Origin of the sequence: Streptomyces sp. NPDC001904, assembly GCF_040297005.1 — a bacterium.
In the GTDB taxonomy this organism is placed as follows: domain Bacteria; phylum Actinomycetota; class Actinomycetes; order Streptomycetales; family Streptomycetaceae; genus Streptomyces.
This window is the reverse complement of record NZ_JBEOYI010000018.1, coordinates 136,541-149,194: the sequence shown is the minus strand read 5'-3', so window position 1 is coordinate 149,194 and position 12,654 is coordinate 136,541. Positions and strand designations below refer to the sequence as shown.

11 protein-coding genes are annotated in these 12,654 nt (G+C 73.7%); 6 read left to right on the top strand and 5 right to left on the bottom strand.

From position 1 onward, the window contains the following. Window positions 1-59: 59 nt before the first annotated feature. The gene (locus ABT127_RS26275) at window positions 60-1,415 is read right to left on the bottom strand and encodes an MFS transporter (RefSeq protein WP_351454707.1); all 1,356 of its coding nucleotides are present in this window, start codon (window positions 1,413-1,415) and stop codon (window positions 60-62) included. A gap of 145 nt (window positions 1,416-1,560) precedes the next feature. Next, complete coding sequence (locus tag ABT127_RS26270) at window positions 1,561-2,214, bottom strand: TetR/AcrR family transcriptional regulator (RefSeq protein WP_351454705.1); 654 nt, start codon at window positions 2,212-2,214, stop codon at window positions 1,561-1,563. A gap of 160 nt (window positions 2,215-2,374) precedes the next feature. On the opposite strand from ABT127_RS26270, the gene ABT127_RS26265 reads away from it, so the two are divergent. The 3 genes from ABT127_RS26265 to ABT127_RS26255 all read left to right on the top strand — a co-directional run bounded on the left by ABT127_RS26265 (window position 2,375) and on the right by ABT127_RS26255 (window position 5,928). Then, the gene (locus ABT127_RS26265; RefSeq protein ID WP_351454702.1) at window positions 2,375-4,165 is read left to right on the top strand and encodes a bifunctional sugar phosphate isomerase/epimerase/4-hydroxyphenylpyruvate dioxygenase family protein; all 1,791 of its coding nucleotides are present in this window, start codon (window positions 2,375-2,377) and stop codon (window positions 4,163-4,165) included. A 132-nt stretch (window positions 4,166-4,297) separates the two neighbouring features. Then, window positions 4,298-5,359: a PP2C family protein-serine/threonine phosphatase gene (locus tag ABT127_RS26260; RefSeq protein ID WP_351454699.1), complete on the top strand. Its 1,062-nt coding sequence runs from the start codon at window positions 4,298-4,300 to the stop codon at window positions 5,357-5,359. 158 nt (window positions 5,360-5,517) lie between these two features. Beyond that, a complete protein-coding gene (locus tag ABT127_RS26255; RefSeq protein WP_351454697.1) occupies window positions 5,518-5,928 on the top strand; it encodes a (4Fe-4S)-binding protein in 411 nt (136 codons plus the stop codon). A gap of 22 nt (window positions 5,929-5,950) precedes the next feature. Here ABT127_RS26255 and wrbA read toward each other — a convergent pair whose 3' ends face one another. Both wrbA and ABT127_RS26245 read right to left on the bottom strand, forming a co-directional pair. After that, entirely contained in the window at window positions 5,951-6,553 is a 603-nt protein-coding gene (gene wrbA, locus ABT127_RS26250; RefSeq protein WP_351454695.1) for an NAD(P)H:quinone oxidoreductase, read from the bottom strand. A gap of 115 nt (window positions 6,554-6,668) precedes the next feature. Beyond that, on the bottom strand, window positions 6,669-7,289 hold the full coding sequence (locus tag ABT127_RS26245) for a DinB family protein (protein WP_351454693.1): 621 nt from the start codon (window positions 7,287-7,289) through the stop codon (window positions 6,669-6,671). A gap of 52 nt (window positions 7,290-7,341) precedes the next feature. Between ABT127_RS26245 and glsA the strand changes: the two genes are divergently transcribed. Then, window positions 7,342-9,144 (top strand): glutaminase A, encoded by a 1,803-nt coding sequence (gene glsA, locus ABT127_RS26240; RefSeq protein WP_351454690.1) that lies wholly within the window; start codon window positions 7,342-7,344, stop codon window positions 9,142-9,144. On the opposite strand, the gene ABT127_RS26235 is transcribed toward glsA, so the two are convergent. After that, complete coding sequence (locus ABT127_RS26235) at window positions 9,145-9,864, bottom strand: GntR family transcriptional regulator (protein ID WP_351454688.1); 720 nt, start codon at window positions 9,862-9,864, stop codon at window positions 9,145-9,147. Window positions 9,865-10,032: 168 nt separating this feature from the next. Between ABT127_RS26235 and ABT127_RS26230 the strand changes: the two genes are divergently transcribed. Beyond that, window positions 10,033-11,049 carry a BMP family ABC transporter substrate-binding protein gene (locus tag ABT127_RS26230; protein WP_351454685.1) on the top strand — a complete coding sequence of 339 codons (1,017 nt, stop codon included), beginning with the start codon at window positions 10,033-10,035 and terminating at the stop codon, window positions 11,047-11,049. Then, a complete protein-coding gene (locus tag ABT127_RS26225; protein WP_351454683.1) occupies window positions 11,046-12,620 on the top strand; it encodes an ABC transporter ATP-binding protein in 1,575 nt (524 codons plus the stop codon). The genes ABT127_RS26230 and ABT127_RS26225 overlap by 4 nt, the downstream gene beginning before the upstream one ends. Window positions 12,621-12,654: the final 34 nt, after the last annotated feature.

Sequence of the window (12,654 nt, the reverse complement as noted above, 5' to 3'; positions counted from 1 at the left end):
GGCCGGGGCGGCCACGGACATGAGCCCGGACCGCGTCCCCGGCCGCCCCCGGCGCATCGTCAGACCGTCGCGCCCCGCGCGTCCTCCACCGGCACACCGCCCGCGGGCCGCTCGCCCAGCTGCGGCGTCGGCACCCGGAACGTCTCGCGCGCCGTCAGCGCCGCGATCACCGGCGGTACGCACAGTGCCGCCGTGAACAGCGCCACCGCGAACCAGTCGTCGCCGTCCGGGCCCGCGATCTGCGCCGCGAACGTCACCGCGAACCCGGCGACCGCGAAGCCGATCTGCGTACCGATCGCCATCCCGGAGAGCCGGACCCGGGTCGGGAACATCTCTCCGTAGAACGCCGGCCACACCGCATTGGCCGCGCTGTAGACGACACCGAAGGCCAGGATCCCGAGCGCGAAGGTGAGGATGTACGAGCCCGTGGAGATCGCCCACAGGTAGCCGGACATCGTCAGCATGCTGCCGGCGGCGCCCACCAGGTACACCGGGCGCCGCCCGATCCGGTCGGCGAGCCGGGCCCACAGCGGGATCGCGCCCAGCGCCACCACGTTCGCCAGGGCGCCCACCCAGAGCATGGCCGACCGGTCCATGCCGACGGCGTCGCTGGTCGCGTACGACAGGGCCCACACCGTGAAGATCGTGCTCACCGAGGCGACCAGCGCACCCGCGACGACCCGGAGCAGCCCCGCCCAGTGCTCGGTGAGGAGCACGACGAGCGGCAGCGGGGCGGCCTTGCCGGTCCGGGCCGCCTGCCGGGCGAACTCCGGCGGCTCCTCCAGGGTGCGCCGGATGACGTAGCCGACGACGGCGACGACGAGGCTCAGCCAGAACGGGATCCGCCAGCCCCACGACAGGAGTTGGTCCTCCGGCAGCGCGGCGACCGGCAGGAACACCAGGGTGGCCAGGAGCTGACCGGCCTGCGTGCCGCTCAGCGTGAAACTCGTGAAGTACGCGCGGCGGTGCTCCGGCGCGTGCTCCAGGGACATCGAGCCCGCGCTGGCCTGCTCGCCGGCCGCGGAGACGCCCTGGAGCACCCGGCACAGGACCAGCAGGACCGGTGCGAGCCCGCCGACCTGGTCGCGGGTCGGCAGACAGCCGATGAGGAACGTCGACAGGCCCATCAGGACCAGCGTGAACACCATGATCGTGCGCCGCCCGAGACGGTCGCCGACGTGTCCGAGGAAGAGCGCGCCGACGGGGCGGGCCGCGTAGGCGACGCCGAACGTCGCGAGGGAGAGCAGCGCCGCGTTCGCCGGATCGGATTCGTCGAAGAAGACCTTCGGGAAGACCAGCGCGGCGGCACTGCCGTAGATGAAGAAGTCGTAGTACTCCAGGGCGCTGCCGATCCAGGCGGCGAGAGCCGCCTTGCGTGGCTGGCCCTGCGGCGGCGGGGGTGCGGGGACGGACACACGGGCTCCTTCGGGGGACGGGAAGCACTCGGCTCGGCATCCGGTTAATTAACCCACTGGATAGTTAGTAGTGGATGGCCTGAGATGTTGCGCCGGTGTCAACGGCCTGTCAAGAGGTGTGTCGCGGCCGGTCGTCGGTCGAGGGCTAGGAAGCCGTGAGGTACGCGATCACCATGTCGCCGAGCATGGTCCGGTAGTGCTCGCGGCGGTCCGCGGCGGTCAGGTCGCGGCCGAACAGGGCGCCGAACGTATGCCGGTTGGAGACCCGGAAGAAGCAGAACGAGCTGATCATCGCGTGCAGATCGACCGCGTCCACGTCCGCCGTGAACACGCCCTCGGCCCGGCCCGCCTCCAGGATCCGGCGGATCACGTCGATCGCGGGGGAGTTGAGCGAACTCAGCGTCTGCGACGCGGTGATGTGCTCGGCGTCGTGGATGTTCTCGATGCTCACCAGGCGGATGAAGTCCGGGTGCGCCTCGTGGTGGTCGAAGGTCAGCTCGGCGAGCCGGCGGATCGCGGCGACGGGGTCGAGGTGCTCGACGTCCACGTCCTGCTCGGCCTCGCGGATCACCGTGTAACTGCGCTCCAGGACCGCGGTGAACAGCTGCTCCTTGCCGCCGAAGTAGTAGTAGATCATCCGCTTCGTCGTACGGGTGCGGGCGGCGATCTCGTCGACCCGGGCGCCCGTGTACCCGGCCCGGGCGAACTCCTCGGTGGCCACCGCGAGGATCTCGGCCCTGGTGCGGGCCGCGTCGCGGATGCGGCCCTCGCGCCGCGCCGGTTCTTCCGTGGTGGTCATCAGGATCGATCCTTCGGGCGGCGGGCGGACGTGCGGTGGCCTGTACTGGTGGTGATTGTAGAAGCCGCCTTTCCGGTCCGGCGGTGTCGCGTCCCTTCCCAGGAGGCGCTGCGCTTGATATGAGTAACGAACCAGTTCGTACATTAACCGGGAGTCCGCCGTGCGCACCTCCATCGCCACAGTCTCGCTCAGCGGCTCGCTCACCGAGAAGCTCACCGCCGCCGCCCGCGCCGGCTTCGACGGCATCGAGATCTTCGAGAACGACCTGCTCGCCAGCCCGCTGACCCCCGAGGAGATCCGCGCCCGCTGCGCCGACCTCGGCCTGACCGTCGACCTGTACCAGCCGATGCGCGACGTCGAGGCGGTGCCCGCCGACGTGTTCGCGCGCAACCTGCGCCGCGCCGAGCACAAATTCCGCGTCATGCGGCGGCTCGGCGCCGACACCCTCCTCGTCTGCTCCAGCGTCTCCCCGCTCGCCCGGGACGACGACGCGCTCGCGGCGGAGCAACTGGCGCGTCTCGCGGACCGGGCCGCCGAGTCCGGGATCCGGATCGCCTACGAGGCGCTCGCCTGGGGGCGCCACGTGAACACGTACGACCACGCCTGGCGCATCGTCGAGGCCGCGGACCACCCGGCGCTCGGCACCTGCCTCGACAGCTTCCACATCCTCGCCCGCGGCTCCGGTCCCAAGGACCTCGAAGGGATCGAGGACATCCCCGGCGAGAAGATCTTCTTCCTGCAACTGGCCGACGCGCCGCGCCTCGCGATGGACGTGCTGCAGTGGAGCCGCCACTACCGCTGCTTTCCCGGGCAGGGCGACCTGGACGTCGCCGGTCTGCTGCGGCACGTGCTGCGCGCGGGCTACCGCGGGCCGCTGTCCCTGGAGGTCTTCAACGACGTGTTCCGGCAGGCCGAGGCCGGGCCCGCCGCCGTCGACGCCCTGCGCTCGCTCCTCACCCTGCGGGAAGCCGTGGGGGAGGGGGACCTGCCCGCCCCCGTCGTCCCCACCGGCATCGCCTTCGCCGAACTCGTCACCCCCGACATCGCCCCCGCCGCGGACCTGCTCACCGCCCTCGGCTTCACCCGCACCGGCCGCCACCGCGGCAAGCCCGTCGACCTGTGGGAGCAGGGCCGGGCCCGCATCCTGCTGAACACCGGGCCCGCCGCCCGCCGCGACGGGACCGTCGTCGCCGCCGTCGGCCTGGAGAGCCCCGACCCGGCCGGCGCCGCCCGCCGCGCAGAGGCGCTGCTCGCACCGGTGCTGCCGCGCCGCCGCGGCACCGGCGACGTCCTCCTCGACGCGGTCGCCGCACCGGACGGCACCGAACTCTTCTTCTGCGCCACCGACCGCCCCGGACTCCCCGACTGGAAGGCGGACTTCGCACCCACCGGCGAGGAGCCCGCGCCCGGCACCGTGCGCCGCGTCGACCACCTCGCGCTCACCCAGCCCTGGCACCAGTTCGACGAGGCCTCGCTCTTCCACCGCGCGGTCCTCGGCCTCGACGCCCGCGCCAGTGTCGACGTCGCCGACCCGTACGGACTGCTGCGCAGCCGCGCCTTCTCCACCGCCGACGGCAGCGTCCGCTTCGCCCTCGGTGTCGGCCCCGGCCCCGCCGACGACCACGACCGGGCCCAGCACATCGCCCTCGCCACCGACGACGTGATCATCGCCGCCCGCCGCTTCCGTGCCGCCGGCGGCCGACTCCTCGCCGTACCCGGCAACTACTACGACGACCTCGCGGCCCGCCACACGTTCGCCCCCGGCGAGCTGGAGGCCTACCGGGAACTCGGCATCCTCTACGACGAGGACGACCACGGCACCTTCCGGCACTGCTACACCCGCACCGTCGGCCGCGTCTTCTTCGAGCTCGTCCAGCGCGACGGCGGCTACCGCGGGTACGGCGCCCAGAACACCCCGGTGCGGCTCGCCGCGCAGCACGACTCGGCCTGAGTGGCCGCACGCTGACGGAGCGTCACCTCCGGTCGCGGATTTGCCTCTATCTCATCCGTTCCCAAGAAACCCCGCATACGCTCAAGGCGCGACATGTCCGAACGCCGACGGGCCGTCCTGACGGGGAGAGCGATGACGAAGGCGAAGTTCCCGGCCGCCCGGGCCCTCGCCGCCCTGCCGTACGCGGTGATGGGCGTGGTGGTGCTCGCCGAGCTGGTCACGCCGACCGGCTTCGGCCTGCTGTCCCTGATGGCGCTCGGCCCCGCCTTCGCCGGACTGAGCGGCGGCAAGCGGCGCACCGCACGGATCGGCGCGTTCGCCGTACTTCTGTGCGTGCTGCTCGCCGCGTCCGACGGGACCCTCGGCAAGCGCCGCGTCTACATCGCGTCCATCAGCGTCGCCGGAGTCACCGCGGCCGCCCTCGGCGCGGTCGTCATGCGCGAGCGCCGCGACGCCGAACTCGCCAGTGTCCGCTCCATCGCCGAGGTCGCGCAGCGCGTCCTGCTGCGGCCGGTCCCGCGGGTCGCCGGTGCGCTGCGCGTCGCCGTCTCCTACACGTCGGCCGTCGCCCAGGCACGGATCGGCGGCGACCTGTACGAGGTCGTGGTCGCCCCGGGCGGCACCCGCGTCATCATCGGCGACGTCCAGGGCAAGGGCCTGGAGGCCGTGGAGACCGCCGCGCTGGTGCTCGGTGCGTTCCGCGAGGCCGCCCACGACGAGGCCGAACTGGCGGGGCTCGGCAAGCGCCTCGAGCGCGCCCTGGAGCGGGAACTGCTCGGCGAGCGGTTCGTCAGCGCCCTGCTCGTCGAGGTGGCCGCGGGCGGCCGCGAGGCGACGTTCCTCAACTTCGGACACCCGGCTCCGCTGCTCGCCCGCGCCGACGGCACCACCGAGTTCCCCGAACCGCCGCACTACGCCCTGCCCCTCGGCCTCGGCGTGCACGGCGGCGACGAGCCCGTACCGTACGCCGTCCCCTTCGCGCCCGGCGACCAACTGCTGCTCTACACGGACGGGGTGAGCGAGGCCCGCGACGGCGACGGCACGTTCTATCCGCTGGAGGAGCGGATGTCCTTCCTCAAGGACACCGATCCGCAGGCCGCCCTGGAGCGGCTGCGCACCGATCTCGTCGAGCACGCGGCGGGCCCGCTGCACGACGACGCGGCGATGCTGCTGCTGCGCCACCGAGAGGACTGAACCGGCCGGACGGCCACCAGGGGAGTGACGTACGCGGACGCGCCGCCGCGGCCGACGGCCTTCCCCCGGCGCGCGCATCCAGAATGGCGCGTCCACCCCGTTCCACCACTGGAGTGCGCCGTGTCCCGATCCACCACCCCGCGCGGGGCGAGCGTCTGATGGCCGCCCAGCGGAAGACGTACGCGGGCCAGGACATCGAGGTCACCTTCGAACCGGCCCGCTGTCTGCACGCCGCCGAGTGCGTGGGCGGTCTGCCGGAGGTCTTCGACACCGCGCGCCGCCCCTGGATCGCGCCGGACGCGGCGGCCGCACCGGACGTCGCCGAGGTCGTCCGCCGCTGTCCTTCGGGCGCCCTCACCTACCGGCTCGCCGACGGCACCGGCGAACAGCCGCGGACGCCGACGAGCATCGCCCGGACCGCGTCGGGCCAGCTCGCCGTGCGCGGGGATCTGGAGACGCGGACGGGCGCGGGCCCCCGGAGGGAGACCCGCGCCCTGCTCTGCGCGTGCGGCGCCAGCGCCCACCAGCCGTACTGCGATCACTCGGGCCCCTGCGGACACGACGGCTGAGCACGGCGGCCGGCGCCTCCGCTCAGGACTCCAGCCGCAGCGAGATGTCCGCGAGGTGGCGGCCCTGGTAGCGGGCGGCCTCGAGGACGGCCTCGTCCGGGCCCTCGCCGCCGCCGCTGGGCCAGCTCACGCCGTAGGGGTTGCCGCCCGCGTCGAAGATCAGGGGGTCGGTGTAGCCGGGCGGCACGATGACACAGCCCCAGTGGTAGAAGACGTTGTTCAGCGCGAGGATCGTCGACTCCTGGCCGCCGTGCCGGTTCATCGCCGAAGTGAAGCTCGTCGCGGGCTTGTTGTGGAAGACACCCGCGTTCCACAGCCCACCGGTCGTGTCGATGAACTGCTTGAGCTGCGCGGCCGGCGTACCGAACCGGGTGGGCGTGCCGAAGGCGTACGCCGTCGCCCACTCCAGGTCCTCGAGCGTCGCCTCCTGCACCGTGTCCCGGGTCGCGTCGACGTGCGCGCGCCAGGCCGGGTTGGCGTCGATCGCGGCGTCCGGCGCCAGCTCGGGCACCCGGCGCAGCCGCACGTCGGCATTCCTGCTCCGGGCACCTTCGGCGACGGCCTCCGCGAGGGCGTGGACGTTGCCGGTGGCGCTGTAGTAGACGACGGCGACACGTGCTTGCATCGGGTTCTCCTCGGACGGGAATTTCGGCGTCACGGACATCCTCGCCCGGCGTGACCGGTGGCGAACGGGGCTTTGGGCCAGGGGAGTGAGGCCCTTCGTCCCGGCCGTCGCGGGCTCAGGTCCCGGACTCGTGCCCGGTCTGCGGGGCGCCCGGTCCGGCCTCCCGGGCGATCCGCTCCAGCCGGTCGCGGAGCTCCTCCCACCAGGCCGGATCGTGCGAGGGCAGCGAGTCGTTGTCCTGCCGGTACCCGACCGTCCCGTCCAGTCCCTCCCGCAGGACGTCGGCGTGGCCCGCGTGCCGCTGGGTGTCGGACAGCGTCCGGACCAGCGCGTGGTGCAGGGTGATCGCGGCGCGCTCCGCCGGCCACCACGGCACCGTGCCCGACGTGTCGAGCGGAAGGGCGCGGACCGTCGCGTCGGCCAGGGCCCAGGCCCTGCGGTAGCGCTCCACGATCAGCTCCCGCGACTCGTCGGCGGCGGCGAACATGTCCGCGTTGGGATCCGCGCCGTCCTCGAAGTCGGGCAGCGGCTCGCCGTGCGGCCGGCCGAAGGTGTCGCAGAGATACCCCAGTTCCACCCCGGTGAGGTGCTTCACCAGGCCCAGGAGGTTGGTTCCGGTCCCGGTGAGGGGGCGGCGCACGTCGTACTCGCTCAGCCCGTCCAGCTTCCACACCAGCGCCTCACGGGCGTCCTGGAGGTAACGCAGCAGGTCGTTCTTGTGATCGTTCTCGGTCATGGGGGCAGTCTGCCGGGGCGCGGAGCGGCGCTCCATGGGTTTCGATGGACGGGTGCGACACGACCAGGAAGGCCCCCCGGGCGACCCGCTGAGCGGACTCCTCGACCAGGTGCGCCGCAGCCTGCGCGATCTGGGCGGCGGCGCGCCCGCCTCGTACATCCCCGAGCTGAGCCGGGTCGACCCGGACCTCTTCGGGCTCAGCCTGTGCGCCCTCGACGGACAGGTCTACGGCAGCGGCGACACGGACGCGCCGTTCACCGTCCAGTCCGTGTCGAAGCCGTTCGTGTTCGCGCTCGCCCTCGCCGACCGCGGCCTGGAGGAGGTGCTCGCCCGGGTGGGCGCCGAGCCGAGCGGCGAGGCGTTCAACTCCATCCGGCTCGAACCCGGCACCGGGCGCCCGCCGAACCCGATGGTCAACGCCGGGGCCATCGTCACCACGTCGCTGGTCGCAGGAGACACCCCCGAGGCGCGCTTCGACCGCATCCTCGACGGGCTCAGCGCCTTCGCCGCCCGGCCGCTCGCCGTCGACGAGGCGGTCTACGCCTCCGAACGCGCCACCGGCGACCGCAACCGCGCCCTCGCCTACCTCATGCACAACGCGGGCTCCCTCACCGGCGACGTCGAGGACCAGCTCGACGTCTACTTCCGCCAGTGCTCCGTCCTCGTCACCAGCGACGACCTCGCCGTCATGCACGCCACCCTCGCCGCGGGCGGCATCAACCCCGTCTCCGGGACACGCGTCGTCGCCCCGCGCCACGCCCAGCACGTCCTCGCCGTCATGGCGACCTGCGGCATGTACGACGCGTCGGGCCAGTGGATGCTCCAGGTCGGCATGCCCGCCAAGAGCGGTGTCTCCGGCGCCATCGGGGTCGCGCTGCCCGGCCAGTTCGGCATCGGCGTGTTCAGCCCGCCGCTGGAGGAGAAGGGCAACAGCGTGCGCGGCATCGCCGCCTGCCACCTCCTGTCCGACCAGTTCGGGCTGCACCTGATGCGGGCCAGCGTGCCCGAGCGGCGCCCGATGCCGCCCCGCTCGCTCGACCCCGCGCCGCTGCGCTCCCTGCGGCACCGCCCGCGCGACCAGCGCGCCGCACTCGAAGCCCACCCGAACCGCATCCGCGTCCACGTCATGCAGGGCGACCTCGACTTCGCCACCGCCGAACAGACCCTGCGCGCCGCCCGCGAACTCCCTGCTGCGGTGGGCTGGTTCGCCCTCGACCTCACACGTGTGGGACGCATCGAACCCGTCGCCGCCGACCTGCTGCGCGCCCTCGGCGAGAGCCTGCGCGGTCGCGACGTGCGCATGGTGCTCGCCGACCCCGACCAGCGCCAGGCCATGGTCCACGCCGCCGACGAGTTCCCCGACCTCGGCCGCGCCCTGGAGTCCTGCGAGGACGCCTTCCTCGCCGAGCTCGGTCTCGACCCGGCCGCACCGGTGCCGCTCGGCGAGTGCGACCTGTTCGGCCGCATCGACCCGGGGCTGCGGTCCGCCCTCGCCGACGCCTTCGACACCCTGCGGCTCCCCGACGGGGAGAGCGTCGCACCCCCGGCACGGCAACTGCGCGAACGCATCGTCCTCTGGTACGTCGAATCCGGCCGCCTCGCCGTCTGCGCCGACGCGGCCAAGGCCGTACCCGCCCTGCGCACCTGGTCCGCCGGTCCCGGTGCGGCGCTCACCCCCGCCGACTTCCCGGCCCGCATCGCCCGGCGCGTCCTCGCCGAGGGCGACACCGTCTGCCGCACCCTCACCGCCTCCGGCCTGATCCGGCTGCGCTCCCTCGCCCCCGAAGCCGTGGCCCATCTCGAACGGGCCCCGCTGGAGGGCGCGGACACCGTGGACCGGCCGGACGCCGGATAGTCACGCGCCGCGCCTGCGCCTGCGGGCCGCGACCGCCTGCGGGTCGATCTCCGGATGCGACCAGGCGGCCGCCAGCGCCAGCGACTCGGCGCGCCCGTCCGCGACGTGGCCGAGGGCGAGCGCGGCCGCACGGTCCGCGGCGCCGGCCGCGATCGCCTCGTACAACTCCTCGTGCTCCGCGCACTGACGGGCGGCGTCCCGCTGCGCCGTGAGCCGGAACAGCCAGAGCGTGCGCGCCTCCAGGGGGCGCATCATGCTCGTCAGGAGCGGGTTGTCGGCCAGCTCCACGATGTCGGTGTGGAAGCCCGCGTTCGCCGCCGCGATCGCCGCCCGGTCCCGCCTCCGCGTCGCCGCGCGCGCCGCGTCCAGCCGGCTCGCGAGCCGCGCCAGCCCCTCCGCGTCGGCCCGCTCGGCCGCGAGCCGCGCCGCGAGGGACTCCAGAGATTCCCGTACGTCGAACAGATCGCGGACGTCGGAGGGCGTGAACGGCGACACCAGGGCCCCGCGCCGCGGCACCAGGACCACGAGCCCCTCCGCCTCGAGGCGGCGCAGCGCCTCGCGCAGCGGGATCCGGGAGACCTCCAGCTCCGCCGCGAGATCGCGCTCCACCAGCCGCGCGCCGGGCTGCAGTTGAGCCTCCACGATGCGCCGCCGCAGCGTGTCGTACGCACGGTCGCGCAGCGAACCGCGCTCCGCGCCCGCCGCCTGTGCCGCTGTCACCAGGGTCTCCTCCGCTCGGGTCCGGATCTCACAGTAAGCGGACCGCGGGGGAGTGCGCGCAGTGCTAACCGGCCGCTAACACACGGGCAACATGCGGCTCCCAGACTGAGGGCGCGTAACGGTATACCACTAACGGGCCCACGGGCCCCGCCCTTTGGAGGCACCTCAGTGGCACACACCCCTCTTCGCCTGCCCGGCGCGCTGGCGGCCGGAGCCTGTCTCGCCCTGCTCACCGGATGCGGCGGCGCGTCCTCGGCGCAGGACGCGCCGAAGGGCTCCGGCGACGGCCTCACGGTCGGCGTCCTCTTCCCCGGTTCGCTCTCCGACGACGGGTTCATGGAGTCGGCGTACCGGGGCTATCGGCGCGCCGCGGAGCAGCACACCGGCAAGGTCGCGTTCAGCAAGGTCGAGCAGGTGCAGGCCGCCGACTACGAGCAGGCGCTCGTCCGCTTCGCCACCCACTCCGACCTGGTGATCTCGCTCGGCGGGCAGACCGACGCCGCCGTGCGCAAGGTCGCCGCCCGCTTCCCGAAGGTGAAGTTCGCCGAGATCGGCGGCCCGGCCGACGCCGAGCCCACCGCGAACCTCGCCCTCTACGACCCGCAGCAGGCCCAGGCCGCGTTCCTGTCCGGCGCGGCGGCCGCCCTGCTGTCGAAGAAGGACACCGTCGGCTTCGTCGGCGGCGCCGAACTGCCCGCCATCGTCAACGCGGCCAAGGAGTTCGAGCGCGGCGCCGAGGCCGCCGACCCGAAGGTCAAGGTGCTCGCGCCGCAGTACGTCGGCGACTTCAACGACGCCGCCAAGTCCAAGCAGTCCGCGCTCGCCGACTACGGGGCGGGCGCCGACGTCCTCGGCCAGGTCCTCAACCTCGGCCACAAGGGCATCGCGCAGGCCGCCGCGGGCCGCGGCGGACGCCTCGTCGGCGGCCCCCTGGCCCACGACTGCGCCGCCGACACCGCCTACGCCGGATACGTCGAGACGGACATCGGCGCCGAGATCGAGTACGCCACCGACCAGCTGGTGAAGGGGTCCTGGAAAGCGGAGTCGGTGCACTTCGGCCTCACCTTCGACACCCCGCACAACGACCTCGTGCTGTGCGGCAGCGGCGACACGGTGACCGCCGCCAAGAAGAAGCTCGACGCCATCAAGGCGAAGCTCGTGTCCGGGGAGATCACCACTCGATGACGCACCCGGCACCCGCACTCGAGATCACCTCGCTCGCCAAGTCCTACGGCGGCGTACGGGCGTTGGACGGCATCGACCTCGTCGTGCGCCCCGGCACCGTGCACTGCGTGCTCGGCGAGAACGGCGCCGGGAAGTCCACCCTGTGCCACGCCGTCGGCGGATCGCTCGTCCCGGACACCGGCACCCTCGCCCTCTACGGACGGCCGTACGCCCCGCGCCGCCCCGCCGACGCGCTCGCCGCCGGAGTCGCCCTCGTCCACCAGCACTTCAGCCTCGTCCCCACCCTCACCGTCGAGCAGAACCTGCGGCTGCTGCGCCTGCCCGGACTCAACCGCGCCCTCGCCCGGGTCCGGGACACCCACGGCCTGGAGGTCCGGCTCGACGCCCGGATCGAGGAGCTGCCGGTGGCCGCCCGGCAGCAGGTCGAGATCGTCAAGGCGCTGCTGCGCTCGCCGCGACTCCTCGTCCTCGACGAACCGACGGGCGTCCTCGGCCCGACGGAGACCGACGCGCTGCTCGCCACGTGCCGGAGCATCGCGGACGCGGGCGGCGCCGTCGTCCTCGTCACGCACAAGCTCGGTGAGGCGCTGCGCGCCGGCGACGAGGCGACCGTGCTGCGCGGCGGCCGGGTCGCGGGCGGCGGCCCGCTCGCGGAACTCGGCACCCGCCGACTGGTGCCGATGATGATCGGCCGCGCCGCCGACTCCCTGGACCCGGCTCTCGCCGGAGCGGTCGGCCTCGCCGAACCGGTCGCCGTCGCCGAGCGGGAGACGTCCCGGGCGGCGGGCTCCGCCCTCGCGCTGAGCGGTGTCACCGTGCGCCGCCCCGACGGCACCCACGCGCTCGACGGCGTCGACCTCGACATCGGCAGCGGCGAGATCGTCGGCATCGCCGGGGTCGAGGGCAACGGGCAGAGCGAACTCATGGCCCTGCTCGGCGGTTCCCTCGCACCGGCCGGCGGCCGCATCGCCCTCGGCGGGCGGGACGTGACCGGTGCCGGACCCGCCGCCCGCACCCGCGCCGGGCTCGGCGTGGTCCCCGAGGACCGCCATCACGAAGGCTGCGTACCGGAGTTGTCCATCGCGGAGAACCTGCACCTCGGGCGGCTCGGCCGGTTCCGCAAGTGGGGCGTCGCCCTCGACCGGCCCGCGCTGGCCCGGGCCGCCACCGATGCGATCACCGCTCACGGCATCCGGGCCCCGGGGCCGGACGCGCCGATGTCCGCCCTGTCCGGCGGCAACCAGCAGAAGGTCGTCCTGGCCCGCGAACTGGCCCTGGACCCGCTGGTCGCCCTCGCCGCCGCCCAGCCGACCCGCGGCCTCGACATCGGCGCCGTCGACGCCGTGCACTCCCGGATCAGGGAAGCCGCCGCACGCGGCGCGGGTGTGCTCCTCGTCTCCGCGGAACTGGACGAACTCCTCGCCCTGAGCGACCGCGTCCTCGTCGCCTACCGGGGCCGCCTCCTCGGCCCCGTCGACCCGCGCGACACCGGGGCCCGTGACCGGATCGGGGAGCTGATGGTGGGTGCGGACCCGGCACATGCAGCCGCACCGGCACCGGCCACGTCCTGACACGCCTTCCCACCCCTCCGTCCCGTACCGAGAC